28 protein-coding genes are annotated in these 26008 nt (G+C 47.1%); 3 read left to right on the top strand and 25 right to left on the bottom strand.

Annotated elements, in window-relative coordinates; genetic code table 11:
• Positions 1–5 precede the first annotated feature (5 nt).
• A complete protein-coding gene (locus AC4EHB_RS03345; protein ID WP_490980663.1) occupies positions 6–2276 on the bottom strand; it encodes a DEAD/DEAH box helicase in 2271 nt (756 codons plus the stop codon).
• On the bottom strand, positions 2273–2638 hold the full coding sequence (locus tag AC4EHB_RS03350; RefSeq protein WP_490974181.1) for a YppE family protein: 366 nt from the start codon (positions 2636–2638) through the stop codon (positions 2273–2275). The genes AC4EHB_RS03345 and AC4EHB_RS03350 overlap by 4 nt, the downstream gene beginning before the upstream one ends.
• A 187-nt stretch (positions 2639–2825) precedes the next feature.
• On the opposite strand from AC4EHB_RS03350, the gene recU reads away from it, so the two are divergent.
• Both recU and AC4EHB_RS03360 read left to right on the top strand, forming a co-directional pair.
• Entirely contained in the window at positions 2826–3422 is a 597-nt protein-coding gene (gene recU / locus AC4EHB_RS03355) for a Holliday junction resolvase RecU (RefSeq protein WP_490974182.1), read from the top strand.
• 30 nt (positions 3423–3452) lie between these two features.
• Positions 3453–6218: a PBP1A family penicillin-binding protein gene (locus tag AC4EHB_RS03360; RefSeq protein ID WP_490980664.1), complete on the top strand. Its 2766-nt coding sequence runs from the start codon at positions 3453–3455 to the stop codon at positions 6216–6218.
• Between the two features lie 41 nt (positions 6219–6259).
• Here AC4EHB_RS03360 and AC4EHB_RS03365 read toward each other — a convergent pair whose 3' ends face one another.
• The 16 genes from AC4EHB_RS03365 to AC4EHB_RS03440 form a co-directional block, all read right to left on the bottom strand.
• Complete coding sequence (locus AC4EHB_RS03365; protein WP_490974184.1) at positions 6260–6583, bottom strand: YpoC family protein; 324 nt, start codon at positions 6581–6583, stop codon at positions 6260–6262.
• The gene (gene nth / locus AC4EHB_RS03370; protein WP_490974185.1) at positions 6558–7238 is read right to left on the bottom strand and encodes an endonuclease III; all 681 of its coding nucleotides are present in this window, start codon (positions 7236–7238) and stop codon (positions 6558–6560) included. Before nth ends, AC4EHB_RS03365 begins: the two co-directional genes overlap by 26 nt.
• Before the next feature lie 11 nt (positions 7239–7249).
• Positions 7250–7951, bottom strand: a complete 702-nt coding sequence (locus AC4EHB_RS03375; RefSeq protein WP_490974186.1) for a DnaD domain-containing protein — start codon at positions 7949–7951, stop codon at positions 7250–7252.
• Positions 7952–7996: 45 nt separating this feature from the next.
• Positions 7997–9292, bottom strand: coding sequence for an asparagine--tRNA ligase (gene asnS, locus AC4EHB_RS03380; RefSeq protein ID WP_490974187.1), 1296 nt, complete (start codon positions 9290–9292; stop codon positions 7997–7999).
• 26 nt (positions 9293–9318) lie between these two features.
• Positions 9319–10509, bottom strand: coding sequence for a pyridoxal phosphate-dependent aminotransferase (locus tag AC4EHB_RS03385; protein ID WP_490980665.1), 1191 nt, complete (start codon positions 10507–10509; stop codon positions 9319–9321).
• A gap of 14 nt (positions 10510–10523) precedes the next feature.
• Entirely contained in the window at positions 10524–11000 is a 477-nt protein-coding gene (locus AC4EHB_RS03390; protein ID WP_490980666.1) for a cell wall elongation regulator TseB-like domain-containing protein, read from the bottom strand.
• 8 nt (positions 11001–11008) lie between these two features.
• Entirely contained in the window at positions 11009–11179 is a 171-nt protein-coding gene (locus AC4EHB_RS03395; RefSeq protein WP_135505439.1) for a YpmA family protein, read from the bottom strand.
• A 41-nt stretch (positions 11180–11220) separates the two neighbouring features.
• Positions 11221–13980: an ATP-dependent DNA helicase DinG gene (dinG, locus tag AC4EHB_RS03400; protein WP_490980667.1), complete on the bottom strand. Its 2760-nt coding sequence runs from the start codon at positions 13978–13980 to the stop codon at positions 11221–11223.
• Between the two features lie 172 nt (positions 13981–14152).
• Positions 14153–14536 (bottom strand): aspartate 1-decarboxylase, encoded by a 384-nt coding sequence (gene panD, locus AC4EHB_RS03405; RefSeq protein ID WP_490974191.1) that lies wholly within the window; start codon positions 14534–14536, stop codon positions 14153–14155.
• 3 nt (positions 14537–14539) lie between these two features.
• A complete protein-coding gene (gene panC, locus AC4EHB_RS03410; protein ID WP_490980668.1) occupies positions 14540–15379 on the bottom strand; it encodes a pantoate--beta-alanine ligase in 840 nt (279 codons plus the stop codon).
• A 226-nt stretch (positions 15380–15605) separates the two neighbouring features.
• On the bottom strand, positions 15606–16589 hold the full coding sequence (locus AC4EHB_RS03415; protein WP_490980669.1) for a biotin--[acetyl-CoA-carboxylase] ligase: 984 nt from the start codon (positions 16587–16589) through the stop codon (positions 15606–15608).
• Complete coding sequence (locus AC4EHB_RS03420) at positions 16567–17700, bottom strand: CCA tRNA nucleotidyltransferase (protein ID WP_490980670.1); 1134 nt, start codon at positions 17698–17700, stop codon at positions 16567–16569. Before AC4EHB_RS03420 ends, AC4EHB_RS03415 begins: the two co-directional genes overlap by 23 nt.
• Positions 17697–18839, bottom strand: coding sequence for an N-acetyl-alpha-D-glucosaminyl L-malate synthase BshA (bshA, locus tag AC4EHB_RS03425; RefSeq protein WP_490974195.1), 1143 nt, complete (start codon positions 18837–18839; stop codon positions 17697–17699). Before bshA ends, AC4EHB_RS03420 begins: the two co-directional genes overlap by 4 nt.
• 11 nt (positions 18840–18850) lie before the next feature.
• Positions 18851–19255 (bottom strand): methylglyoxal synthase, encoded by a 405-nt coding sequence (gene mgsA, locus AC4EHB_RS03430; RefSeq protein ID WP_490980671.1) that lies wholly within the window; start codon positions 19253–19255, stop codon positions 18851–18853.
• 13 nt (positions 19256–19268) lie between these two features.
• Positions 19269–20069: a 4-hydroxy-tetrahydrodipicolinate reductase gene (gene dapB, locus AC4EHB_RS03435; protein WP_490980672.1), complete on the bottom strand. Its 801-nt coding sequence runs from the start codon at positions 20067–20069 to the stop codon at positions 19269–19271.
• Positions 20070–20405, bottom strand: coding sequence for a nucleotide pyrophosphohydrolase (locus tag AC4EHB_RS03440; RefSeq protein WP_490974198.1), 336 nt, complete (start codon positions 20403–20405; stop codon positions 20070–20072).
• 105 nt (positions 20406–20510) lie between these two features.
• Here AC4EHB_RS03440 and AC4EHB_RS03445 point away from each other — a divergent pair, with 105 nt between their 5' ends.
• Positions 20511–21377 (top strand): YitT family protein, encoded by an 867-nt coding sequence (locus AC4EHB_RS03445; protein WP_490974199.1) that lies wholly within the window; start codon positions 20511–20513, stop codon positions 21375–21377.
• 44 nt (positions 21378–21421) lie between these two features.
• Here AC4EHB_RS03445 and AC4EHB_RS03450 read toward each other — a convergent pair whose 3' ends face one another.
• The 7 genes from AC4EHB_RS03450 to AC4EHB_RS03480 form a co-directional block, all read right to left on the bottom strand.
• Positions 21422–22096, bottom strand: a complete 675-nt coding sequence (locus AC4EHB_RS03450; RefSeq protein WP_490974200.1) for a zinc metallopeptidase — start codon at positions 22094–22096, stop codon at positions 21422–21424.
• 63 nt (positions 22097–22159) lie between these two features.
• The gene (gene lhaT, locus AC4EHB_RS03455; protein ID WP_490980673.1) at positions 22160–22762 is read right to left on the bottom strand and encodes a lipoprotein heptaprenylglyceryl N-acetyltransferase LhaT; all 603 of its coding nucleotides are present in this window, start codon (positions 22760–22762) and stop codon (positions 22160–22162) included.
• A 58-nt stretch (positions 22763–22820) separates the two neighbouring features.
• Positions 22821–23600, bottom strand: coding sequence for a c-type cytochrome (locus AC4EHB_RS03460; RefSeq protein ID WP_490974202.1), 780 nt, complete (start codon positions 23598–23600; stop codon positions 22821–22823).
• 39 nt (positions 23601–23639) lie between these two features.
• Positions 23640–24314: a menaquinol-cytochrome c reductase cytochrome b subunit gene (gene qcrB, locus AC4EHB_RS03465; RefSeq protein WP_135505413.1), complete on the bottom strand. Its 675-nt coding sequence runs from the start codon at positions 24312–24314 to the stop codon at positions 23640–23642.
• Positions 24315–24335: 21 nt separating this feature from the next.
• Positions 24336–24839: a QcrA and Rieske domain-containing protein gene (locus tag AC4EHB_RS03470; RefSeq protein ID WP_490974203.1), complete on the bottom strand. Its 504-nt coding sequence runs from the start codon at positions 24837–24839 to the stop codon at positions 24336–24338.
• Positions 24840–24981: 142 nt separating this feature from the next.
• Positions 24982–25434 (bottom strand): DUF2487 family protein, encoded by a 453-nt coding sequence (locus AC4EHB_RS03475; RefSeq protein WP_490974204.1) that lies wholly within the window; start codon positions 25432–25434, stop codon positions 24982–24984.
• Between the two features lie 5 nt (positions 25435–25439).
• A complete protein-coding gene (locus tag AC4EHB_RS03480) occupies positions 25440–26003 on the bottom strand; it encodes a ReoY family proteolytic degradation factor (protein WP_490974205.1) in 564 nt (187 codons plus the stop codon).
• Between the last annotated feature and the right edge of the window lie 5 nt (positions 26004–26008).

Here is a 26008-nt window from a genome sequence, read left to right on the forward strand (position 1 = left end):
GACGATCACCCCTCTTTTCGAAGCTCGTTCAACAAGTCGATCACATGATTTTTCATGCTGACAGCTGCATCTTGTGCACCGATGCACGACGGGCACCCGTCAAAACAAGGGCATTCTTCCACGTGCTGCTGTGCTTTTTCGAGCAGCGGCTGCCACAAATCGTAAATGCGCTCACTGATGCCAATGCCACCCGGGTAGGAATCGTGGATGAAAAAGGACGGCATGTCATTATGCGGCGATTTCACTTGCGGCACGACGTGAACATCCCGACGGTCGCATTGGACAAAAATCGGGATGAATGATTCGATGGCGTAAGCCGCTCCGGTCATTGTATCCGACAGCTCGGAATCGCTGAATTCTTCTGGCTTAGTAAAACTTAGCCATGTCGATGAAGTATGGAGCTCTTCAGCAGGCAGCGAAATCGGCCCCGAGCCGATATTATCGTGTGTATCGAAACGGATCTTCTTGAAAATCGTCGGCATCGCCAAAACAGCGATATCCCCGTATTGGACATCCGAATCGTTGAATTTCTTCGTCTTGTCTTCGCTCAACACTTTCAGTTCGACCGCCAGATTAGCGTCGGTGAAATAATCCACATCAACTTCCGTGACAAAGGCTTTCTTTTCTTCCCAGTCCAAAATCTCGACTTGGAATTGCGTGCCTTGATGCAGATAAATGGCTTCTTCATGCAATAACGTCATTGCGCTGAAACGGTCCATTTCTCCGATGACGCGTGTATTCGCCGGCACTGATTGGTCAATGATGACTACATTTTCCTGGGATGCAGAACGCAAGGAAATGTCATGCGCCGGAAAACGGTCGCTCATCCAATGCCAGCGTTCACTTGTGCGCACCAATACCCCTTGTTCCTGCAAATACTCCAGCAATTCCTGGACATCGAATTCCCCGTATTGATCGTCTGTCGAGAACGGCAGTTCAAAAGAAGCACATTTCAAGTGGTCCATCAAGATGATGATGTTTTCCGGATGGATGCGCGCTTCTTCAGGCGATTGATCCAATAGGTATTCCGGATGGTTGATGATGTATTGATCTAGCGCAGTCGATTGTGCGACATATACAACGAGCGATTCATCCTGCCTGCGCCCTGCTCGTCCCGCCTGCTGCCAAGCACTAGCGATATTGCCGGGATAACCGGTCATGATGCAGGCCTGCAGCTGGCCGATGTCAACGCCAAGCTCGAGCGCGTTCGTCGACACGACACATTGAATCGAACCGTCGCGCAGCCCTTTTTCAATGGCGCGCCGTTCAGTCGGCAAATAACCGCCCCGGTAGCCTTTGATGGACTCGTCCTGGAGCTTTGTTTTTGTAATGGCCTGCAAATAAGTGACGAGCATCTCAACCCGCACACGGCTCTTCGCAAAGACGATGGTCTGGATGCCTTGCTTGATCAAATGCGTCGCAAGGTCCCGCACCTCAAGAATCGCGCTTCTGCGTACGCCAAATGTTGGATGGACAATCGGCGGATTGTAAAAGACAATATGCTTTTTGCCGGACGGCGCACCGTTCTGGTCAATCAGCACATGTTTTTCATTTGTCAGGTTTTCTGCAAGTTCTTTCGGGTTGGCAATTGTTGCTGAGGTACAGATGAATACGGGATTGCTGCCATAGAATTCACAGATGCGCTTCAGCCTTCTGATAACATGCGCCACATGGGTGCCGAATACGCCCTTATAAGTATGGAGCTCGTCGATGACTATATAATGAAGGTTTTCAAAAAGCGATACCCATTTCGTATGGTGCGGCAAAATTGCCGAATGCAGCATATCGGGATTGGTCATAACGATTTGGCCCGCTTTTCTTACTTTCGTGCGGATAGCCGGTGACGTATCGCCGTCATAAGTATAGGAAAGGATGTCTTTTTCCGTTTTTTCGATTAAATCGTGAAGATCGCTTTTCTGGTCTTGAGCAAGCGCTTTTGTGGGAAATAAATACAACGCGCGCGCACCCGGGTCGTTGAGGATTTTATGCAGCACCGGCAAATGGTAGCAATACGATTTGCCCGATGCAGTAGGCGTTACTGCCGTAAACGACTTTCCACCCACCGCCAAATCGAAAGCCTGCCTTTGGTGTGTGTAAAGCTGTTCGATTCCTTTTTTTCGCAGGGCCGCCTTCAAATTTTCATGCATGTCTGGCGGAAAATCTGCGTAAGCAGCCGCTTTCTCTGGTTTCGTGTGCCAGTGCTCGATCCGTTCCATCATGTCAGGCTCAGTTTTCCATTCAGCCAGCAACTCCGGAAGCTTCTTTTTTCTGATCATCTGTCTTCGCCCTTTTCGTCGATCGCCAGCATGAGCGTCTGTAATGTATATTGCGCCGCCTGGATGGTCTGAACAAAACGTTTTTTGCTGGTTTCTTTATAGAAACTTTGCACAAAAACTTGAGCCATTCCTTCCGCTGCCGTATCGATAGTTGGTTTATGTGCATATTTTGGCCGCTCCTGCTGGATATAAAGCAAGGATTCCCGCTGCCATTCATTTATCTTCTCGTGCCAGTAATCTGCATATGGTTTCACGTCTTTATAGAAATCCGGTACCGCGTCCTGCTCGCGCATGGCGTAAAAGCGGTCCAGGCATTTTCCGCATTCGTCAAATAAGGCGGAAGAGAGTTCTTTAACTGTCATTTTTCGTCCCTCCAGTGCCATTAGTTTATCATATAAGCAAAAGCTTCACTAACTTATCGAACAGGCATTCTTTTCATTTGGATTTACCCATAGAATCCGCTATTATTAGGCTAGCCTATTTGGAACCTTTCATACCGGAAGTCGTCTTAGTCCGTGTGATATGATAAGATAAGCGAGGTGTATCACAATGGCAATAAATTATCCGAACGGCAAGAAATTTATTCCAGCTAAAGAACAGCCGGTGAAAAAGAAGAAAAAGGATTTCTCTTTCAGTAATCGGGGTAAAACTTTAGAGGATGAATTAAATGAAACCAATGAATATTACTTGCATTTAGGACTTGCAGTCATTCATAAAAAGCCGGTTCCAGTCCAAATCGTCAAAGTCGAATACCCTTCAAGAAGTGCCGCGGTCATTCGGGAAGCGTATTTCCGCGCACCTTCCACCACGGATTATAATGGTGTTTGGAATGGGCGCTATATCGACTTTGAAGCAAAGGAAACGGAAAACAAAACTTCCTTTCCGCTGAAAAACATCCATGAACATCAAATCCATCACATGTCCCAAGTCGTCAAGCATCAGGGACTGGCATTTATGATCATCCGTTTTTCAGCGCTGCAGCGATATTTCATCATCCGTTTTGAAGCGATTGAAGTTTTTTGGGACCGCATGTTGACTGGCGGGCGCAAATCCATCGCGCTGCAAGAAATCGAAGACACTGCAATCGAAATCGTGCCGGGAGCATTTCCGCGCATCGATTACCTGCCTGTCCTCAAACAATTTTGACAAAGCATATTTGAAAGTGAGGGACCGATTGTGAGCGAAAAACCAGTTTCGCGCGAACAGCGCAGAAAAGCAATCGAACAACAAAAGAAGAAAACCAACAAGAAAAGCAAGAAACCGAACGGCGGAGGCTTGATTAAACGAATTTTCCTGATCGTCCTGCTGATTGGGGTAATCGGCCTCGTTTTCGGCATCGGCCTCTTTACTTATTACGCGAGCAGTGCCCCCGAAATTGATGAAGAACTTCTTCGCGATCCAATCAGCCCGACCATCCTGGCTGCTGACGGTAAAACCGAAATTCCTTATATGACCGCAGAGAACCGCGAATATATCGAATATCAAGATATCCCTAAAGTGATGGAAGAAGCCATATTAGCAACGGAAGATAACCGCTTCTACGATCATTCGGGAATTGATGTCATACGCCTCGGCGGCGCAGTCATTGCCAACATCACTGGCGGTTTTGGATCCCAAGGAGCCAGCACCATTACACAGCAGGTCATCAAAAACTCCTTCCTTTCGAATGACAAAACGCTGAAGCGAAAAGCGCAGGAAGCATATCTTGCTTATAAACTCGAGAAGGAATATGAAAAAGAAGAAATCTTTGAAATGTATTTCAACAAAATTTTGATGTCAGGCAATATTTACGGCTTCGGCACCGCTTCCCAGCATTTCTATGGCAAGCCGTTAAACGAACTGGCATTGCATGAAGCTGCATTGCTTGCGGGCATGCCGCAAAGCCCAAATGGATACAATCCTTTCAATAATCCGGAGCGCGCTGAAACGCGCCGCAACGTCGTATTAAAATTGATGGAGCAGCACGGCAAGATCACCACTGCCCAAAAAGAGGAAGCCCAGGCGGCCTCTGCGACGGATTCTTTGCTTCCTGAAGATCAGCGCAAACAAGCAGCAGTGACGAACGAATATACGGCATTTATGGAAATGATGGAAAAAGAGCTTGAATCTCTTGATGGAGATTATGCTATGGATGATGGTTTGACAATTCATACAACCTTGGATCCAAATGCTCAACAAGTGGTCAACAGTGCAATGTCATCCGATTTGTTCTTCGATGAGGAAGTTCAATCAGCCATGACGGTCGTCGACACCAAAACCGGCGGCATACGCGCTGTAGGAGCTGGCCGCGATTACAGCGGCGATGTCCGCATCAACCGTGCGACAGCCAAAGACCGAAACATCGGATCTACCATTAAGCCGCTGATCGATTATGGTCCGGCAATCGAGTATCTTGACTGGTCAACAGGCGAAACTGTCGTGGATGAACCGCTTTCCTATGACAGCGGCCAGGAAATCCGCAACGTTGACGGCGAGTTTCTCGGCACGATGTCGATCAGAGAAGCGTTGTACCGCTCACGCAATATCCCAGCGGTAAAGACTTTGGAAGAAGTCGGACCAGAAAATGCTGCGGACTTTACGAAGAAATTAGGACTTGAAGTAGAAAATGTCTATGAATCCACAGCGTTGGGTACGGATAATATCTCCACTGTCGAAATGGCTGGCGCTTTTGCGGCATTCGGCAATAACGGCTCTTTTACAGAACCGCATACGATCACCAAAATCGTTTTCCGCGACGGCTCGACTGAACAAATCGTTAAGCCGGAACCGGTACAAGCGATGAAAGACAGCACTGCTTATATGGTCACTGACATGCTGCGCGACGTTGTCGATACAGACCTGCGCGGTTCTACAGGCAAAGAAGCGGCTATCAGCGGGTTGGACCTGGCCGGTAAAACCGGTACATCCAATTACACTGAAGATGAACTGAACGAATATGGTTTAGATGCATCATCTGCGCCGGATATCTGGTTTGCCGGTTACACACCGGAATATTCAATTTCCGTATGGAGCGGTTATCCGACACGTGCCGTTGGAATCGATACCGAATCTGACGAGCGCTTGTTGGCCCAGCGCTTGTTTAAAACAGTCATGACAGAGATTTCAACAAACGAAAGTGGAACTTTCAATCAGCCGGATTCGGTTGTAGAACTCCAAGTCGAAGAAGGCACATCCCCTCTTCAACTGGCTAGCGCATACACACCTTATAGCTTGCGAAGCACAGAATTATTCGCAGAAGGTACGGAGCCAAACCAAGTCTCCGAACGTTACGTCCAGGAGGATCTCGATGCCCCATCTGGGTTGCGCGCTAATGTAGACGGTGAAAATGTCGGCCTATCTTGGCAATATGGCGATGCTGACAATGTGGCATTCGAAGTTTCTGTTGAAGTTGACGGATCACGTTCAGTCTTAACTACAACAGGCGAACAGGGCTATACGTTCAGCGGCCTTGAAGAAGGTAGAACGTATACCTTCCGGGTTGCGGCAGTAAATGATGACCAGCGAAGCGACTCTGCTTCTGTATCGGTTGAAGTTGCTGCCCGGCCTGAAGAGCCGGAAGAAGAACCGGAAGAGCCCGTTGAGGAAGAACCAGTAGAAGAAGAACCTCCTGCTGAAGAAGAACCTCCGGCCGAGGAAGAACCAGCAGAAGAAGAGCCTCCTGTTGAAGAAGAGCCTCCTGCTGAAGAAGAGCCTCCGGTCGAAGAAGAGCCAGCAGAAGAAGAGCCCCCTGCTGAAGAAGAACCTCCGGTCGAAGAAGAGCCAGTGGATGACGGCGAAGAAGCGCCGCCTGAAGATGGCGGCGAGGGTGAAAACGAATCCAATCCTGCTTCCACGGAGCCTGCTCCGGCTGAAGAAGGCCAGAACGGAAATGACAACAACAATAACGATAACGATAATAATAACGGTAATAATGGCAATGGAAACGGCAACGGCCGTCCATAAACCACAAAATCCCCCCGACGCCTTAGGCGTCGGGGGGATTTTTAATTGGTGTCTTTATTCAGCTGGATTCGCTTTGAAGAAATCGTCTTTTTCATTTCCGTAAACAATTCGTCCAGCTGGCGGAATGCAGCAAATTGAGCCGGTTTGGCTTTGATAAAGCTTAACCGGTCCCAGCAATTCAAAGGAGTTAACTCACCGCCGCATTCTTCAAGCAACGCTGCGAATAGCTGGATTCCTTGTGCCATAAGCCCATCAGCGCTTTTACTGCGCTGCTGATGGACGGACAGCAATTGCGTTCTCAAGCTCTGCCACTGGACAAAATAAGGGTCAATCTTTTCTTTAGTTAACTTTTGTGACACTTTCATGTTTGACCAGCCCTTTTTTATCGCGTTTCTTGCCTTCCCTGCAACGTTCGAATAATGGGCAGATATGGCATCCGGGGTTCTGCGATTTGCAATGGTAGCGACCGAAGAAAATGATTTGATGATGAGTCTTCGACCAATCTTTCGCCGGCGTTTTTTTCATGATCGTCTCTTCCACTTGCAGCGGATTGTCTTTCCAGCGGTTCAAGCCGAGCCTTTTGGCGACGCGTTCAACATGCGTATCCACGGCCAAAGCTGGAATGCCGAACGCGACAGATACGACGACATTCGCCGTTTTTCTGCCGACCCCCGGCAATGTGGTCAACAAATCGCGGTCTGCCGGAACAGCGCTGCCATATTCATCAATTAAAATCCGGCTGAGCGCTTGAATATTTTTCGCTTTATTGCGAAACAATCCGATGGAACGGATATCGTCTTGAAGTTCTTCGAGCGGCACAGACACATAATCTTCAGGTGTAGAATACTTCTGAAAAAGTGTTTCCGTTACTCGATTGACCAATTTATCCGTGCACTGGGCGGACAGCAATGTCGCAATCAGCAGATCAAACGGATTCCGGTGAATCAGTTCGCAATGGGCGTCTGGAAACATTTCGTCCATTTCTTCCAAACAGGATAGCCATTCTTTTTTCGACATCATAATATCACCTTCTAATTCCGATCCTCCAGCCAATTGTAGAACTGTACTTTTTTCGTATTTGAAGCTGCGGGCTGAAGTTGGATATTTTTCTCTCTGAAAGAACTAGCGTGCTTTGAAACTTCGTTTGTCGTTTTAATGTTCTTCTTTTTCCACTCAAATAAAATGCGGTCCACATAGCGCAAACTGATTTTTTGGGAAATGACTGCTTCTTTCAGCGCCATGCGGATAATGGCTGGTGTATGGCCGTCCTGGTCCATCCACATGGAAATCGTCTCAATCTCCATCGGCGACAAAAACCTGCCAAATTCCTGTTCGAAAAGCTGGAAAATCTCTCCTTCAAGCTCTTTCTGGGACGATTCCTGTTCTGCGTGCCGCTCTTTATATACACAATCCAGCAAGCGGTCCCATAACGGCAGCAAGGAAATACGCTCCGTCTTAATATCTTCTCCGGGTTCCTGCTCGATAGCGAGGAAACCTTGCTGCATCAATTTCTGCAGCATTGTTGTCACGTTTGTTTGTGTCGCCATCATACGTGCGCCGATTTCATCAGGTGTCGGAAACGTCTTGCCTGCCTGTTGATAAGCATGGATATGCATGATCAGCATCGCTTCTTCATCGGTTATCTTCAACTCTTTATAAAACTGAAAAAAGAGCTGGGAAATGTGAACATTCCCCTGCTCGATCCAGGTGTGCAATCGATTCGGCTGTTTCATATCCCAACCACCTTTCTATTCTTTATTCCATTGACCATTTCAATATTAAGGGTATAGACGGTTCAACAGGCGTGGGAAAGGAATAGATTCACGGACGTGTTCCGCTCCGCTGATCCATGCAACCGTACGCTCTAAACCTAGGCCGAAGCCTGAATGCGGCACTGCGCCATATTTACTGAGATCCAAATACCAAGCATAGGCTTTTTCATCTAGACCATGTTCAGCGATGCGCTGTTTCATCAATTCGTAATCGTAGATCCGTTCAGAACCGCCAATAATTTCGCCATAGCCTTCAGGCGCAATCATGTCTGCACAAAGCACAACGTCGTCGCGCTCCGGATGCGGCTGCATATAAAACGGCTTGATGCCGATTGGGTAATTAGTGATGAATATCGGCATATCGTAATGTTCAGCAATTGCCGTTTCATGCGGTGCACCAAAGTCTTCACCCCATTTGATATCATCAAAACCGTTGTCATTCAACCATTTGATGGCATCATCATAGGAAATGCGTGGGAATGGCGCTTTGATTTTTTCAAGTTTCGTCGTGTCGCGCTCTAAGCGCTCCAACTCCAATTGGCAATTTTTCAGCACTGATTGCACGAGATGTGCTACGAATTGTTCTTGGACTTCCAAGCTTTCTGCATGTTCCACAAAAGCCATTTCAGGTTCGATCATCCAAAATTCGATCAAGTGGCGGCGGGTTTTTGATTTTTCTGCACGGAATGTAGGCCCGAATGAGAAAACTTTACCAAGCGCCATGGCGGCTGCTTCCATGTAAAGCTGGCCCGATTGAGATAGATAGGCATCTTCATCAAAATACTTCGTTGCGAAAAGCTCAGAAGTTCCTTCCGGCGAAGAACCCGTCAAAATTGGTGGATCTACTTTGACAAAACCATTGTCGTTGAAGAATTCATACGTCGCACGGATGATTTCGTTGCGGATTTTCATGATGGCGTGCTGTTTGCGCGAACGCAGCCACAAATGGCGGTTGTCCATCAAGAATTCCGTACCATGTTCTTTCGGCGTAATCGGGAAATCCACTGCTTCGTGGATCACTTCGATGCCGCTGACTGCAAGCTCGTAGCCGAATGAAGAACGTGAGTCTTCTTTCACTTCGCCTGTAACATAAAGAGAAGTTTCCTGGGTCAGCGATTTCGCAGCTGCGAAAAGCTCATCCCCGACTTCCGCTTTGACGACGACAGCTTGTACAAAGCCTGATCCGTCGCGCAATTGCAAAAATGCAATTTTTCCGCTTGAGCGCTTGTTCGATACCCAAGCTCCTAATTTAATTGTCTGTCCGTTGTATTTTGCCATTTCAGCAATAGTAATCTTTTTCATCATAGCCTCCAGAAATTATATTCCACTCAGTCTTTCCATTTAGATGTTACGAATTTATGGATGCGTTCCACTGCTTCCGTCAATGCTTCGAGAGAAGTTGCGTACGATAAGCGGATTGTCGATGGCGCGCCGAACCCAGAACCTGGTATTACAGCAACGTTCGCTTCAGTCAAAAGCCCTTCTACAAATTCATCCACTGTTGAATAGCCCGTTTTTTGTGCCGCTTCCGATACCTCTGGCAACAAGTAAAATGCGCCTTGCGGGCGGATTACCGTAAACCCGGGAATCGCTTTGACTTTCGGGAAAATGGTTTCCAAACGGCTTTCGAAAGCTTGGCGCATTTCCTCTACCGTGTCTTGTGTTCCATTATACGCTTCAATCGCCGCGTATTGGGAAGTCGTTGTCGGATTAGATGTCGAATGGCTAGCCAAATCCGTCATCGCTTTGATCAGTGCAGAATCGCCGGCTGCGTAGCCGATTCTCCAGCCTGTCATCGAATGCGATTTGGAAACGCCGTTGATGATGATCGTGCGGTTTTTCGCGTCTTCTGACAGCTCTGCGATCGATGTGTGAACGGTATCGCCGTAAATCAGTTTTTCGTAAATTTCATCAGAAACAATCAGAATGTCCCTCTCACGGCATACCTCCGCTAGTTCGTGCAACTCTTCTTTTGTATAAATCATACCTGTCGGATTGCTTGGCGAGTTGATGATCACTGCTTTCGTGCGGTCTGTAATGGCTTCTTTCAATTGCTGAGACGTTATTTTATATTGCTGGCCGGCAGTCGCTTCTATGTATACAGGAACACCTTCTGCCAATTTCACTTGCTCCGGATAGCTTACCCAATAAGGGATTGGAATGATCACTTCATCGCCTTCATTCAGCAGCACCTGAAACAATGTGTATAAGACATGCTTAGCGCCAATTCCAACCATGATTTCGGTCGGCTTATACGCCAACCCTTGGTCGCGCTGCAATTTGTCGATGATTGCTTCTTTCAAGGCAGGAAGCCCGCCCGCCGGCGTGTATTTCGTCTTGCCTTCTTTCATCGAACGGTAAGCTGCTTCAATGATATTTTCAGGCGTGTTGTAATCCGGTTCACCTGCACCAAGGCCGATGATGTCCACACCTTGCGCTTTCAATTCATTCGCTTTTGCTGTGATTGCCAATGTAGTAGACGGTGTTAAAGTTTGTACGCGCTCTGCTAATTTAATCAATTTCTCCAACCCTTTCACATATTCAGGATTTGTTTCCATTTCGAGCCATCAGCCGCTAAGATATAAACATAGTTGAGCTGGTCTTTTTCATTGATAAAAACAACTTCCCAGACAGGACCGTCTTTTTCAAGTCCCAATTTGGTATGGAGGATTTTTTTGACATCCATTCCATCAAGCGCCACTTTGCGCGCCTGCTTTGCGGCAACTGCATTTTCCATCATCAGCCCACGCATTTCGTCTTCGCCGGCAGGCACAAAGACCGCTTTCAGCTTGCCTTTTTCATCCGTTCCGATTACCGTGACGGCTGTCTGTTTATTGGCGTAGACATATGCCTGCTTAACTTCCGCCAGCATATCCTCGCTTTTCACACGTTCAATTGCCAGCTGTTCAACTTCGGTGTATGGCTTATTGCCTGCTACCATGACGACGATCATCAATGCAACTGCCAAAAATGACAGAAATCCAAGTATAAATACGATCCATTGTTTCATTTTCTCACCTATGTCTTATAGATTGTAAAAATCGCTTTTTCAGGATCTTCTTTGTCCAGTGCCAACCCGAACATTAAATTATCGTGTTTTAAAGTACGGTTCAGTGCATCAACGACTTTGTACAAATCTGCTTGGTAATTAACTGTCACGGTGGACAGCACTTCAATTTTCGATTCCATTAGAGCGATCTTCCCTTCTGTATATGTGGTTCCACTTTATATCATTGCTTATTATACCAATGTTCAATATCCGTTACCATCTTTTCCAATGACACTTTTGAGACCTTAACGCGTGGCAGCGCATTTAGGAATTCGACGCCATACGACTTTGTTTCAATCCTGCGGTCCAGGACGATGAATAATCCCTGATCTTCTTTCGATCGGATGAGACGGCCGAATCCTTGTCGCAGCCTAAGAACCGCCTCTGGCAAAGCGTAATACAAAAAGGGGTTGATGCCTTCTTTGGAAATCGCTTCCGATTTCGCTTTGAAGATTGGCTCGTCCGGTGAAGTGAATGGCAAGCGCACGACCACGACGGCGCGCAGCGCATCACCTGGTACGTCAACCCCTTCCCAAAAGCTGTTCGTGCCGAACAACACCGACTTCTGGAACCGCTGGAACGATTTCAGCAGTTTCATGCGGCTGCCGGAAGTTATCCCCTGCGCAAATAGCATATAGCCATCAAGCAGCCCGGTATCCTGTATCAAGTCCACTGTCTTACGAAGCATATCCTGGGACGTGAACAGTACGAAGCAGCGGCCTTCTGTCACCAGCACCGTCTGGATTACGGCATCCGCTACCGATTCGATGTATTCACTTTGCGATACATGCTGGATTTCGGGCATATCATCAACAATGAAAACCCGGGCCCCCTGATAGAATTCTTCCGGTGGTCTGAACTTGGTGATCGGTACGCTATTCGGAATGCCAAGCTGGTTGACGATAAATCGTTCATTTGACGGTACACTCATCGTTCCCGACAGCCATATCAGCGATTTTTTCCCGCGTACAGGCGACACCACCCGTTGGACAATCGATGTCACTTCAAATGGCCGTTTGTAAAATGACAAGCTCGTCGGCAAGCTTCTTAAATCCGCTTCCAGCCAGCTTACTTCATCTTCAAGTGGAAAGACGAAAATTTCACCGAACTCGACGGCCTTGACCATTAATTCCTCTGTCCAATAACGCCAGTTTGAAATGACCAATTTATCCTGTACAGACGTTTCTGTCAGCCGTTCCGCTTTTTGCAGAACGAGCTGGGACAAGTCAATCCAATCATTGAGAAATCCGAGAAGTTCCATAAACCTCTGCCTGTCATAGCTCAATTCACTCAATAGCGTCGAGCATTTTTTGTGGCGGCTGCCTTGGAATTTCGCATAGAACGCTGCACTCAAACCATTTGTCGTTTCGTCGAACAACGCCGTGAATTTCAAGAACAGCGATTCAAGCTTCAGCAATTCGGGCACTGTCGAGAAGCCGCCCCTTTCCGCTGTTTGATAGAGCCTATAGAACAATTGCTGGTCTTCAAACGTGCCCAATTGGCCGAAAATATATTTCCATTGTGTATAAACGAATGTTTTTTCGTGCTGCGATATCGCCGCCTGGACAACTTGATGCGCCTCATCCCAAATATATGCGCCTACATTGGCGAGAATGCTTTGGTGCGGCATCCGCTGATTTAATAAAAACGAATGGTTTGTAACGATCACTTGTGCTCTTTTGGATTTCTCAAGCGCATATTCATAAAAATCGAGGCGCCTTTCATCCCGGGCCAATCTTCTTAAATGCGAACGCCGTATTTTATCCAACACAAATTGCCCGCCGCTTGATGCATTAAGTTCATTCAAATCGCCCGTATCCGTCATATTCAGCCAGATCAGCACTTGCATGATCGTAAACGACTCGTCATAAGATTCATCCTGCCCGTGCACCAATTCTGCAAATCTCGGCAAATCGATGTAATGCCCAAGCCCTTTGATCAATGAAATCCTTACTGGCGAGCCGACTAAGCGGCTGACGATTTCCCCATCTTTTTGGACGAGCTGATCCTGTAAATGGGTCGTATACGTGCTCACGAGCACCTGTTCACCGGTTTCAATCGCGTGATTCACAGCCGGCAGCAAATAGCCAATCGTTTTTCCCATGCCAGTGGAAGCTTCGATCACTCTTTCTTCTTTATTTTTCAGAGCTTGTTCGATCGAAGCCATCATATCGAATTGGCTCTGGCGCCTTTCAAATTTCGGGAAGGCCTTTTCAAGCGATTTTTCCCAATCGTGTGCCGGCTGATAGGAAAGCTCCACTCTTTCCATACCACCCCGATGCTTGAGTGGGATCCCTTGGAAATATTCGCATTGTGCTTGCTGTTCACTGCGTTTTTTCTGCGTCAGTTCAAAAAACAGCCGGGAAAGATCTGATTTCAACTGGAACGAGCGTTTGTGGAGCAATGCCAATGTTTCATAAGGCAACAGGCTGAAATCCCGTTTGGCTTTCAAGAACAGATGAGCTGTAGCCACCGCATCATCATCCGCCCGATGTGCGTTCTCCAAAGGGATGTTGAGCACCGAAGCGATGTCCTGCAATTTAAAACTGAACGCTGTCGGATACATGAGGCGCACCATCTCAACCGTGTCCATTGTCAGCCCATGCCATTTTGGCAAGCCACTGCGCTGAAGTTCCGCTTGCAAAAAAGGAAGGTCAAAATTAGTGTTATGGGCCACAAACACAGCATCATCAAGCATACTGAAGATTTTTGCTGCATGGGCTTCAAATGGCAGCGCATCTTTAACATCCGAATCTGAAATGCCCGTCAAATCCTGGATGAAAACAGGTATTTTCTTTTGGGGATGGATGAATTCCGTATATGTATCAATTATTATGTCATTTTCAATCGTTACCATCGCTATTTGAATAATCCGGTCACCTTTTGCAGGGGAATGGCCCGTTGTTTCAATATCGACAACGACGTATCTCTGGGTGTTCATGGCAAACCCTCTTTCTCAGGTGATTCATTCTTTAAAAATTGTACCATATCCCCCTGTTTTACGCTGTGCGCCAGACTAGAAATTCATTGCACAAAACTCCTCTGAAAAAAAATGAACTAAAAAAAGCGGACAATCAGCCTAGGCCGATTGTCCGCTTATTCCTATCGCTCCATTACATAATAGTTGCTTCAGGCTCGTAATTGATGATCTCACGGATTACGTTGTTTTCGCCCATGATGGCAACAGTCGGTTTGTGGCTGCGCGCCTGCTCATCCATGACGTAGCCGTATGTGAGGATGATGACGATATCACCGCGCTGCACGAGGCGGGCGGCTGCGCCATTGACACAAATAACGCCGCTTCCGCGTTCTCCCGCAATGATATACGTTTCAAAACGGGCGCCGTTGTTGTTATTGACGACATGGACTTTCTCGTTTGCCAGCATGCCCACTTCATCAAGGATGTTCTGGTCGATGGTGATGCTTCCGACGTAATTCAAGTCAGCCTCGGTCACAGTGGCACGGTGTATTTTGGAATTGAGCATCATTCTAAGCATAATTCAGTTCTTCCCTTCTTTCGGAAATATAATATTGTCGATCAATCGAGCTTTTTCAAATTGCACTGCGAGTGCCAATATGGCTTGCCCTTGCACATTGTGGTCCAAATCCGGATAAGACAGCAATTCAATATAATCAATCTTGCCTGAAACTTCACGCTCCAAGTATGCCGTCATGGACTGCACCGCGTCTTCATTGTTGAGGGCTGCTTGTTCGCCAAGCAGCAGAGCTTTGCGTAGATGGGCAGCTTCTTGCCTTTCGGTTTCGCTTAAATAGACGTTGCGCGAACTTTTCGCCAATCCGTCTTCTTCGCGGACAGTCTCGCCTCTCCGTATTGCCAGCGGAAAATTAAAATCTTCCACAAGCGATTCGATGATCGCCAGTTGCTGCGCATCTTTTTGTCCAAAATAAGCCCGGTCTGGCTGTACTAGATGAAATAATTTCGTCACAACTTTCAGCACACCGTCAAAATGGCCAGGGCGCTTTGCTCCGCACAAAACGTTAGCCAATGGTCCTGCAGATAACTGGATCTGGGATTCTCTAGGATACATCTCCGCTGCGGACGGAGCAAAAATAACATCCGTTCCTGCAGCTGCTGCAAGTTCGCTGTCCCGTTCAAGGTCGCGGGGATAGCGGTCAAAGTCTTCGTTCGGCCCGAATTGCGCCGGATTGACGAAAATACTCATCACCACTTTGGCGTTCTCAGCTTTTGCCATGTCCACCAACGAAATATGGCCTTCATGCAAATAACCCATTGTCGGCACAAGGCCGATCGAATCGCCCTGCCGTTTCGTCTTTTGGACCCATGCTGCTAGGTCCTTTAATGTCGTAATGATTTCCAAGTAGTTCTCTCCTCTCGGGAAGAAGGCCATATAAAAAGTCCTCCAGCCGCTAAATGGGCAGAAGGACAGAAAATGTAAGTTTAGGTCTCTCCGTCCCTGTCATGCGATAGATCAAGGCAGATCTTCGTACTATTAAGTTCATTTTGTATTAATTTTCCGGTGCAGTTCGCATGCGATACTGCCCGCTAAAAATACTATATCAGAAATTTGCAGAAAACAAAATACTTCAACTTGTCATCTCGATATCAGCCGAATAGATGGCATGCAGCTTGCCGTCAGCCGTCCGGAGTTGCAGGACGCCGTCTTCCGTGATGCCTTCCGCAATGCCTTCTAGCGTCTCTTTTGGCAAGCGTGCGCGAACTTTGCTGCCGATTGTCGATGAATAGCTTTCCCACAGCACTTTTAAGATGCCGAAGCCTTCCTCGATATAAAGATCCGTGTATTGCTCAAGGTAAAAAAGGATGGCGCGGACCATGTCTTGTCGGCTGACATGTTTGCCGCTTTCCATTTTTAAAGAAGTGGCAATTGGCTGTACTTGAACGTCAAAATCGGATAGCTCCTGGTTGACGTTCAACCCGATGCCGATGATCAGCGCCTGGATGCCATCAGCATCCGATTGAAGCTCGGTCAGGATGCCAGTGCATTTCTTTCCTTTGATCAATATATCGTTCGGCCATTTGATCTCCGCCTTGACCCCTGTTACTTCTTCAATCGCTCGCACCATTGCCACTGCTGCAACCAATGTAAATTGCGGCGCTTTCTGCGGCACGACATCCGGTCGCAGCACAACACTCATCCAAATTCCTTTGCCATATGCCGAATCCCATACTCGCGCCATACGGCCTCGTCCAGCCGTCTGCTCTTCTGTAATGGCGACAGTGCCTGCCGGTGTTCCTTCCTGGGCCAATTGGTGAGCGATGATCTGTGTCGAAGCGCACGATTGCCGGTAGACCATGTTGTGCCCGATCTTGCGTGTTTTCAGCAACGGCTGAAGCCCGGCAGGTTCCAATGTATCCGGTTGGCTGACGAGGCTATAGCCTTTCTTTTTGACAGAGGCAATTTTATAGCCTTGTTCTTCCAGCTCTTTGATGTGCTTCCAGACCGCCGTCCGTGAAATGCCGAATTCGTCTGCCAGCTGTTGCCCGGAAACGGCTGTGCCTTTAGCTTCGATCAGCCTCCCGGCTAATTTATGAGTCACCGTTATATTCATTTAGAAACCAATCCTTTATTGTGTCATTGTCGTTTTCAAGCTGGCCGTATACGACATGCCGCTCCATTTTTTCAATCCAGTGTCTCAGCCACGGCCCTTGCTTTCGGCCGCTCCAAACCATCAGATCGATGCCGTTTACAGCTAACTCCCGCTTGGACTTAATCGGCAAACGCTCTTTTCTTAAAGGAATGTCCATCTCCGTTCCATTCAAATAACAAGCGATTTCAAGTTCTTTCGCCTCGAAACAATAAAACGTCCAGTCGTCCCATGCATCAAGGCTCGCCGCTTCCAGTGCACGCTCGACCAGCCGCTTTTCACCGTTGGAAAATTTATAGCCTTTGATTTCTTCGAATTGTTTTTGCTGGCTGTGCAGCAAATAAGCCCAACCGAAAGCCGCTTGGCCTCTCGGCACATAGCTGGACCAGTCCATCGACAGCAGTCTGCCTGCCGGCAGATGCTCTGCCAAACCTGAATGCTTCAAGTAAGCCATGCTGCGCTGCGTTCTCGGATTGAGGAGAATCTTATCCAGTTCATTTTTCAGGCGTTCTACTGCAACTGCGCGGATCAACGGTGCGTGGCTGCGGATAGCCGCAAGCGTTCCTTCTTCGATGGCAAAGTTTAATTGTCCTGAAAAACGGACAGCTCGAAGCATGCGCAATGCATCTTCCTGAAAACGTTCGCCCGGCTCCCCGACGGCTCGGATCAAGCATTTTTCCAAATCGCTTTTTCCGCCAAACGGATCGATGATTGCCAGTTCTTTATCCATCGCCATGGCATTGATAGTGAAATCACGCCTTTTCAAATCTTCTTCCAGCGATTGGACAAATTCCACTTTGTCCGGCCTCCGCAAATCCGTGTACTCGCTTTCAGTCCGGAACGTCGTCACTTCAATCCCTTCGCCTTCCATCAGCACAAGGACAGTACCGTGTTCAATGCCGATGTCGACTGTCCGGTTAAAGAGTTTTTTCACTTCTTCCGGATATGCGTTAGATGCAACGTCCATATCGTGAGGCACTTTTCCGAGCAAATAATCCCTCACTGCCCCACCGACGATATATGCCTCAAAGCCGGCGTTCTCCAAATTCCGGATCACCTTTGCGGCTGTTTTCATTTTCCTTCGCCTTTATCCAACAAACGCTCATATAAGCCGATGTATTGATCCAGGATTTTAGATGAATGGAAGCGCAGTTGGACTGTTTCCAACGCACCGGCTTTTAGCCGCGCGTATTCTTCTTCGTCTGAAAGGATTTTCAGCGTGCTCAACGCAGCTTCATTCGTGTTTCCAAGCTCTACCAGATAACCATTGAAGCCCGGTTCAATGATTTCAGGCATACCGCCGACAGCCGTGCCGATGCAAGGCACGCCGCAAGCCATCGCTTCCAATAAAACCAAGCCAAACGACTCTTTTTCCGACATCAGCAATTTAACATCGCTGATATTGTATAATTCTGTCAAATTATCCCTTTTTCCCAGGAACAGCACATATTCCTCAATGCCTAAATTTTTGACCTGCTGGACGATGCGCCCCATCTCCGGCCCATCGCCTACAAGCATCAATCGCGAATCTACTTGATCATGCACTTTATAGAAGGTTTCAACTACATCTTCCACCCGTTTAACGTTGCGGAAGTTGGAAACGTGTATCAACACTTTTTCATCGTCGGCAATCCCAAGGTCCCTTTTTAACTGGCTCGAATCCTTCACTTTATACTCACGTTCATCTACAAAGTTATATACGGTCTCAATCCGGTTTTTAGGCCCTACCAACTCATAGGTCTGGTCGCGAAGTGAGTTGGAAACCGCCGTGACGATATCGGATTTCTCAATTCCATAGCGAATAGCTTCAGTCAGCGACGAGTCGGTTCCCAGCACCGTAATATCGGTGCCGTGAAGCGTCGTGACAATGCCGATGTCCGAATTTGCCATGTCACGCCCAAGAATTGCGCAAACCGCGTGTGGGATCGCGTAATGGACATGCAAGAGATCCAGCCCTTCATTTTTGATGACTTCTGCTATTTTCGTCGCCAATGCAATATCGTATGGCGGGTATTCGAACACAGAATACGTATTGACGCTGACTTGATGGCTGAAAATGTTCGGGTCCATCCGGTTCAGCCGAAAAGGCGTACTCGACGTGATGAAATGAACTTCATGGCCTTTCTCTGCAATCATCTTGCCCAGCTCTGTTGCAATGATGCCTGAGCCTCCTACAGTCGGATAACACATGATGCCTATTTTCATTTTTCGCATTGCAGCCACTCCTATCCTCTCTGTTCACGGATTAACCGCCAGTTTACAAAGCCCTGTTCCAGGCCTTTTAATAATACTTCCGCCGTTCCCATATTCGTCGCGAGCGGAACGTTATAGACGTCGCATAAACGCATCAGCGCTGATACATCGGGTTCATGCGGCTGTGCAGTGAGCGGATCTCTGAAAAAAATGATCATATCCATTTCATCCTGCGCAATCATGGCGCCAATCTGCTGGTCTCCGCCAAGCGGTCCTGAACGGAACCGAATGACATTTAAGTCCGTTTCGTCCATGATGCGGCGTCCGGTCGTTCCGGTCGCGTAAAGCGTATGTTCTGATAAGATCGGCTGATAAGCGGTGACGAACTGAATCAAATCATCTTTTTTGCGGTCGTGTGCAATCAATGCAATTTTCATAGGCTCTACCCCTCTAGTCAATTATATGTTCGAGTCCATAAATCAGTTTTTCCGTTTTCATAACGGTTTTAATTGATAATACCACGCCTGACATGAACGAACCGCGGTTGAAGGAGTCATGGCGGATGGTCAATAACTGTCCTTCTCCTCCAAGCAGTACTTGCTGATGGGCGACAAGCCCTGGCAAGCGGATGCTATGGATTCGCATGCCATCATAATTCGCTCCGCGCGCGCCTTCAAGAGTTTCTTTTTCATGGACATGGCCCTGCTGATGGGTCTGGCGCTGAGAAGAAATCAGATGTGCCGTTTTCATGGCTGTGCCTGACGGGGCATCTAATTTTTGGTCATGGTGCATTTCAATGATTTCGATATCCGGCAAGTACTTTGCTGCCTGCTCGGCAAACTTCATCATCAATACAGCACCGACCGCGAAATTGGGTGCGATGATACAGCCGATGCGCGTATCTTCAGACAAACTGGCCAATTCTTTCAGTTCATCATCCGAAAATCCAGTTGTGCCGACAACCGGCCGGATGTTCAATTCCAAAGCCTTTTTGGTATGCTTATAAACCGCTTCAGGCGAAGTCAAGTCGACCAAGACATGCGGCTCGGTTGCATCATACATTTCTCCCATATCGGTAAAAACAGGAACATCATATGAATCCGGAAAAATATCCGTGTCCGCTAAGGTTGCTCCGATGTCTTTATAATCCAGCACTGCCACCAATTCCATATCGGCATTTTTCATCACTGTATGTACCGCTTCCTGGCCCATCTTGCCTCTTGGTCCTGCAATTGCCACTTTTATTGTCATTTATCCCTCTTCCTTTCTTGTCCATCGGTCTTTGTCCCGTGTATTGAATTTAGCCATTACGCGATCGTGCGCCTCTGCCAAGTCGATATCGAGTGAGTTGGCCATGCAGATGAGCACAAATAACATATCTCCCATCTCATCGGCAATGCTGCCTGCATTTTCAGAAGCCTTCTTTTTTTTCGGACCGTATTCGTGCATCACTTCTCTGGACAATTCACCCAGTTCTTCCGTCATGCGAGCGACCAATTCAAGCGGTGTAAAATAGCCTTCTTTAAACTGGCTTATGTATTTGTCCACATCCATTTGCAGGTCTTTCATCGATTTATTGCCGTCCATAACATCACACTCCTCGTTTCATCGTAAAGAAAACAAGAGATGTTGTCAAAATCATTATTTTAACCGATAATACAGAAGTCGAATTTACATTTGGGGGATGATTTTGTGAAAGAATTGCGCTTGAAGAACATTTTTTTCATCTTGTTAGGCTCTGCCATTTACAGTTTTGGATTTGTCCATTTCAATATCCAGAACGAATTAGGGGAAGGCGGCTTTGCAGGCATCACGCTTATATTGTTTTTCCTGTTCCAATGGGATCCAGCGCTCATGAACTTACTATTGAATATACCTTTATTTTTCATTGGCTGGAAGCTTCTTGGCAAAAAGGTTTTCCTTTATACCATCATTGGGACGGTCGCCGTTTCGGTCTTCCTGAAAATTTTTCTGGTTTACGAAGTTCAAATCGATCTTCATGAAGATTTGTTTTTGGCTACGCTGTTCGCCGGCGTCTTTGTCGGCATTGGGCTTGGCATCATTTTCCGCTACGGCGGAACGACTGGCGGCGTCGATATCATCGCCCGCTTGGTCCAGAAGTACAGCGGTTGGAGCATGGGCAAGACGATGTTCCTTTTTGATGCAGGAGTCATCGCCTTATCCCGCCTCACGTTCTTGGATAACCGCACGATGATGTATACGCTTGTCGCTGTTTTCGTTGGTGCGCGCGTTGTTGATTTTGTGCAGGATGGCGCATATGCCGGACGGGGTGCCATGATCATTTCTAATTCTCAGGAAGAAATCGCAAACCGCATCGCAGCCGAGATGGACCGCGGCATCACCATCCTCCGCGGCTATGGCCATTTCACGAAAGAAGAACGGGAAGTCCTTTATTGCGTAGTGGCCAAAAACGAAATCGTGCGGTTGAAGAATATCATCAACAGCGTTGACCCGCATGCTTTCGTTTCAATGACTGAGGTACACGATGTCATGGGAGAAGGCTTCACCCTCGATGAACTGAAACGCCCACTCCAATAAAAAAACCCGACCCGGCAATGCCGGATCGGGTTTTTTTGCGTCTATTAAGAACGGTTCATACTCGTGTAGATCAGCAACAAGCGCGCAAGTTCTAGAACTGCTACGGCTGTAGCAGCGACATAAGTCATTGCTGCTGCGCTCAATACTTTTTTTGCATCGCGCTCTTCATCGTTGCGGATGATGTTATGCGAAAGCAATTGGTCCATCGCTCTGCTCGAAGCATTGAATTCAACTGGCAAAGTGATGAGCTGGAACAGAACACCAGCTGCTAAAAGAATGATACCGATCAACAGGCCATTGCTCCAAGAAGAGAACAATCCGATCATGATGAAAATCCAAGACATATTCGAGGAAATATTGACGATCGGTACGAGGCGATGGCGCATGCGCAAGAACGCATAGCTTTCTGCATCCTGGATTGCGTGGCCCACCTCGTGTGCCGCTACTGCCGTACCTGCCACGGAAGCTTCATGAAAGTTATGGCTGCTCAACGCAACGATTTTTGTCATTGGATTGTAATGGTCGCTCAGCATACCGCGGCTTTCCACCACTTGGACATCCTGCAATCCGTTCTGGTCTAAAATGATGCGGGCGACTTCCGCACCGGTGTGTCCGGAGGTCGAGCGTATCTTGGAATATTTCTTATAAGTGCTTTTCAGTTTTAGCTGCGCCCAAATCGGAATGATCAGCAACACAATAAAATAGACGATATAACCCATTAATCCCCCACGCCTTTCTGCGTTCGATTATATCCCTATTTTACTAACTTTGGTCAACTAAGGTCAACTGAAACGCTTAGTAGGCTTGTTCAGAGACACGACAAAGAAAGCGAAAAGAATGCAGGCGATCGACAGCCAAAACGTGAAATAACCGATTTGTGCCGTATACATATTCAGGCTGCTGTAAATCGGCATTTGGCCAAATACGTAATCGATGACATCGTTATGCAGCGTCCACACCGCTGCAATTGCGGCGGCCAGCCAACCAAATCGGTAATGATCAATATAAAGGACAGCTTGTACCGCCATCGCGAAATGGGAAACGACCAGCATCCAACCAATCCAACCGATTGAACCAATTTCATATAACGTTAGAAGGTTCATTGCAACTGCCCATAAACCGTATTTGATGAGTGTCACAAAAGCCAACGCCTCAAAAAGCGCACTTTTTTTGCCGATGATCCACAGCCCCAGCACTATTGTGAAGAACAGGCTTGCTGTTGGACTATCCGGAACAAAGATCAAAAATTTGGGCTCGGTGATTTCAAGTTGCCAACCGTACCATATGTACCCATAAATCGTGCCTGCCAAATTGACGATGAACAATAAGATCAAAAATGGGCGGAACATCAACCAGGCGGATAATTTCTGTATTGTGGAGAGCATCGGTTTCTTCCTTTCAAGTAGCAAAAAAGAGCCGGTTTCCCGGCTCTTTTTTTTAGTATTATTCGGATAAACCATCGATGAATTCTGTCATGACTTTAAGGTCTTCTTCGGAACCATCCCATGATGGAGGCATTACTTGCTCTCCGTCACGTTCAATGCCGTTAACAGCGATTTCAGCAATTTCTTCTGCTGTAAATTCCGTTGTAGTCAAAGCCGGTCCGACTGCACCTTCTAAGTTATCGCCATGGCAGCTGATGCAGGCTGAACCTGAATAGATTTCATAACCTGGATCGGCTGTGTCGATTTCAACTTCTTCTGTAATCTTCCCTTGTGCTTCAGCAGCTTCCCAGTCATGGTTGGCTACTGATTCCCACGTAAGGAAAATGATAGCAGCGATTGCTAAAAGCATAAAGCCTGTCGGAAGCGGCCGTTTTGACGGGCGACGCTCCGGACCTGGATCCAAGAACGGAGCCAGCATCAAAGCAGTGAATGCCAAACCTGGCATAATGATGGCACCGACAACGTTGAATGGACCAGATGCAAATTCATATTTCAATAATTGGTATAAGAATAAGAAATACCAGTCTGGCAATGGAATATAAGCCGTATTTGTTGGATCCGCCTGGCCTTCTAGAGGCGATGGATGCGCAACAGTAAGGAGCAAGTACCCAACCAAGAAGACAGAACCGATCATCCATTCTTTAAGAAGGAAGTTCGGCCAGAAAGCTTCTGTTTTGCCAGGATATTCGGAGTAATCTTTCGGGATATTCGGCTTACGATGCTGCAAACCTGGTACACGTGAATCCCCGACGAATTTCATCCCTTTTCCGCGATGCATAGTGTCCCCTCCTTAAATAAATCCTTTGAGCCGCATTTTTTACAATGGGCCAGAAATACCTTGTCTTCTGATCATGATAAAATGCGCGCCGAGCAACCCAAGCAAAGCAGCGGGCAAGAAGAATACATGAATCGCGAAGAATCGGGTAAGCGTCTGTGCACCAAGGATAGTAGAATCCCCTGCAAGCAAGACTTTGATTGCGCCGCCGATAACCGGAACAGAAGCCGCAATTTCAATACCAACTTTTGTTGCAAATAATGCTTTCATATCCCATGGAAGCAAGTAGCCTGTGAAACTTAGACCTAAGATAACGCCGAATAGCAATACGCCGACGATCCAGTTAAGTTCACGAGGTTTCTTATAAGAACCTGTAAAGAATACACGCAGTGTATGAAGGAAAATCATAACAACTACAAGAGAAGAACCCCAGTGGTGCATCCCACGCACGATTTCTCCAAAAGCAACTTCATTTTGAAGATAATAAACCGACTGCCAAGCATTTTCAATATCCGGCACATAGTACATTGTCAAGAACATACCTGACAGGATCTGAATTACTGTTATGAAGAACGTCAATCCTCCGAAACAATAAACAAATGCAGAGAAGTGGTGTGCGGGGTTTACGTGTTCCGGTACTTCATGGTCAGCGATATCGCGCCAGATTGGCGTGATATCCAACCGCTCATCAACCCAATCATATAACTTGTTTAGCACTGGTATCGTACCCCCTAACTATTAAACTAATGTGTTCTCTTTCACCGCGCCGAGAGCGACTAAGCCGTCGCGGTCTTCGATAGCGAATTCATCGAGCGGCCCAAGCGGTGGAGTTCCGGCAATGTTCTTGCCATTTTTCTCGTAGCGCCCTGCGTGGCATGGGCAGAAGAATTGCGTCGGGTGTTCCGGATCGCCTCCCCAGTTGACTGTACAACCCAAATGTTTACAGACAGGTGACAGGGCAATCAGTTTATCCCCTTGTTTATACACCCAAGCTGAACTTGTTACTTCAGATGTATACCATGCATCTACTTGTTCAAATGCGAAGTCGACGCGTACTGGCTCTTCGCTCAAGTCAGCTACTTTTTGATCGGTCAAAATGAAATCTCCGCCAGCTTTTTCTTGTAAAAGCGGGTCGACTGCAAAACGAACCATCGGCATCAGCATGCCTGCTGCCATAAATCCACCAACACCTGTTAAAGTGTAGCCTAAAAATTGACGTCGTGATACACGATTATTACTCATCCTTTTCCCCCCTCTAACATTCAAGGTCAGTCCAATGGACATACTCATTTCAAATATAATTACTAGGACAACCTAATGATATATCAATCAAATGTTTAGGTCAATATCGCATTGTTTCTATATGTCGCAGTTTGTGAACATTTCATGAAGGCTTCGACCATTCTTTTATAAAAAGCGGCAATACTTGCCGAAGCTGGTCTTCCATAACTGATAATTTAAACGATTGATCCATGTTCTCAGTCGGAATAGCCGGCAGCCATAAAACATTATTCAATTCTTCAAAAGTGCGCCATTCGGCATCTGTCGTTACATAAAACACATGCTTAAAACCGGTGTTCGCCATTTCGGTGTTCATTTCCTCCGCAAGTCGGCTTCGATCGCCATTTTTTGAATAAGTGACCGGAGGAAACAGCAGGATTCTGCCTTTGAATTGCTTTTCCAGCAGATTCGTCAGCGACTGCAGGTAATCCGAAGCGCTTGCACTTTGTTTCAAGCCGTTCGGGGCTAAATCAAGCTGGACGAGCGGAATTACTGCAGTATCTACATATTGCTGCTGTTGTATATATTGGTCGATATCTCTTCCTGTAAAATGCATCTTTCTTATTCACTCTCCGATTCCTTTAAAATCTTGATGGAATGGAGCAGCGCGGAAAGTTCAAAGAATTTTTCACGGTCATTCGCATCAAGAGCTTCGTCAATCTGCTTTAAAATTGCATCTTCCTGGAAAGCGGCCATGCTCGCTTCCAACATTTTTTCAGCAACCTGCCGGTCCTCGTCAGTAATCATCGCATTTTTCGGCATATAAGGGTTTTCCTCCAACACCGATAAATAAAGTGCGGACGGCGGGCGATTTGGAAAATTCAGTTGTACGAACAAATCATCGTTCGGATTAAGCCTTAAGTCATGAAAGGATTTTTCAGCATCTGCAGTCATCAAATTGCCTTTATAGAAACGGAAAGGGATTTCTTCCGACTCAGTCGAGGACATGACCATTGCTCGTGGGCAATAATGGGCTTCCTCCACGAAATGTGTTTTTTCGAGAAGCTCTTCATTGCTGAGCATGTAATTGAGTATCCAGATGCATTCCCGCCTTTTCATTTTATGGGATTGCAAGAACCATCGGACGAACTGCTTTTTTTCTCCTACAGAAACTGAAGCGGTCATCGGAA

Source organism: Planococcus sp. TJ-302 (genome assembly GCF_058268455.1).

What these genes read in the sequence shown, in the direction of transcription:
- AC4EHB_RS03345 (WP_490980663.1), bottom strand. Translation starts at nt 2,276, where the DNA reads ATGATCAGAAAAAAGAAGCTTCCGGAGTTGCTGGCTGAATGGAAAACT.
- AC4EHB_RS03350 (WP_490974181.1), bottom strand. Translation starts at nt 2,638, where the DNA reads ATGACAGTTAAAGAACTCTCTTCCGCCTTATTTGACGAATGCGGAAAA.
- recU (WP_490974182.1), top strand. Translation starts at nt 2,826, where the DNA reads ATGGCAATAAATTATCCGAACGGCAAGAAATTTATTCCAGCTAAAGAA.
- AC4EHB_RS03365 (WP_490974184.1), bottom strand. Translation starts at nt 6,583, where the DNA reads ATGAAAGTGTCACAAAAGTTAACTAAAGAAAAGATTGACCCTTATTTT.
- nth (WP_490974185.1), bottom strand. Translation starts at nt 7,238, where the DNA reads ATGATGTCGAAAAAAGAATGGCTATCCTGTTTGGAAGAAATGGACGAA.
- AC4EHB_RS03375 (WP_490974186.1), bottom strand. Translation starts at nt 7,951, where the DNA reads ATGAAACAGCCGAATCGATTGCACACCTGGATCGAGCAGGGGAATGTT.
- asnS (WP_490974187.1), bottom strand. Translation starts at nt 9,292, where the DNA reads ATGAAAAAGATTACTATTGCTGAAATGGCAAAATACAACGGACAGACA.
- AC4EHB_RS03390 (WP_490980666.1), bottom strand. Translation starts at nt 11,000, where the DNA reads ATGAAACAATGGATCGTATTTATACTTGGATTTCTGTCATTTTTGGCA.
- AC4EHB_RS03395 (WP_135505439.1), bottom strand. Translation starts at nt 11,179, where the DNA reads ATGGAATCGAAAATTGAAGTGCTGTCCACCGTGACAGTTAATTACCAA.
- dinG (WP_490980667.1), bottom strand. Translation starts at nt 13,980, where the DNA reads ATGAACACCCAGAGATACGTCGTTGTCGATATTGAAACAACGGGCCAT.
- panD (WP_490974191.1), bottom strand. Translation starts at nt 14,536, where the DNA reads ATGCTTAGAATGATGCTCAATTCCAAAATACACCGTGCCACTGTGACC.
- AC4EHB_RS03415 (WP_490980669.1), bottom strand. Translation starts at nt 16,589, where the DNA reads ATGAATATAACGGTGACTCATAAATTAGCCGGGAGGCTGATCGAAGCT.
- AC4EHB_RS03420 (WP_490980670.1), bottom strand. Translation starts at nt 17,700, where the DNA reads ATGAAAACAGCCGCAAAGGTGATCCGGAATTTGGAGAACGCCGGCTTT.
- bshA (WP_490974195.1), bottom strand. Translation starts at nt 18,839, where the DNA reads ATGCGAAAAATGAAAATAGGCATCATGTGTTATCCGACTGTAGGAGGC.
- mgsA (WP_490980671.1), bottom strand. Translation starts at nt 19,255, where the DNA reads ATGAAAATTGCATTGATTGCACACGACCGCAAAAAAGATGATTTGATT.
- dapB (WP_490980672.1), bottom strand. Translation starts at nt 20,069, where the DNA reads ATGACAATAAAAGTGGCAATTGCAGGACCAAGAGGCAAGATGGGCCAG.
- AC4EHB_RS03440 (WP_490974198.1), bottom strand. Translation starts at nt 20,405, where the DNA reads ATGGACGGCAATAAATCGATGAAAGACCTGCAAATGGATGTGGACAAA.
- AC4EHB_RS03450 (WP_490974200.1), bottom strand. Translation starts at nt 22,096, where the DNA reads ATGGGTTATATCGTCTATTTTATTGTGTTGCTGATCATTCCGATTTGG.
- lhaT (WP_490980673.1), bottom strand. Translation starts at nt 22,762, where the DNA reads ATGCTCTCCACAATACAGAAATTATCCGCCTGGTTGATGTTCCGCCCA.
- AC4EHB_RS03460 (WP_490974202.1), bottom strand. Translation starts at nt 23,600, where the DNA reads ATGCATCGCGGAAAAGGGATGAAATTCGTCGGGGATTCACGTGTACCA.
- AC4EHB_RS03470 (WP_490974203.1), bottom strand. Translation starts at nt 24,839, where the DNA reads ATGAGTAATAATCGTGTATCACGACGTCAATTTTTAGGCTACACTTTA.
- AC4EHB_RS03475 (WP_490974204.1), bottom strand. Translation starts at nt 25,434, where the DNA reads ATGCATTTTACAGGAAGAGATATCGACCAATATATACAACAGCAGCAA.
- AC4EHB_RS03480 (WP_490974205.1), bottom strand. Translation starts at nt 26,003, where the DNA reads ATGACCGCTTCAGTTTCTGTAGGAGAAAAAAAGCAGTTCGTCCGATGG.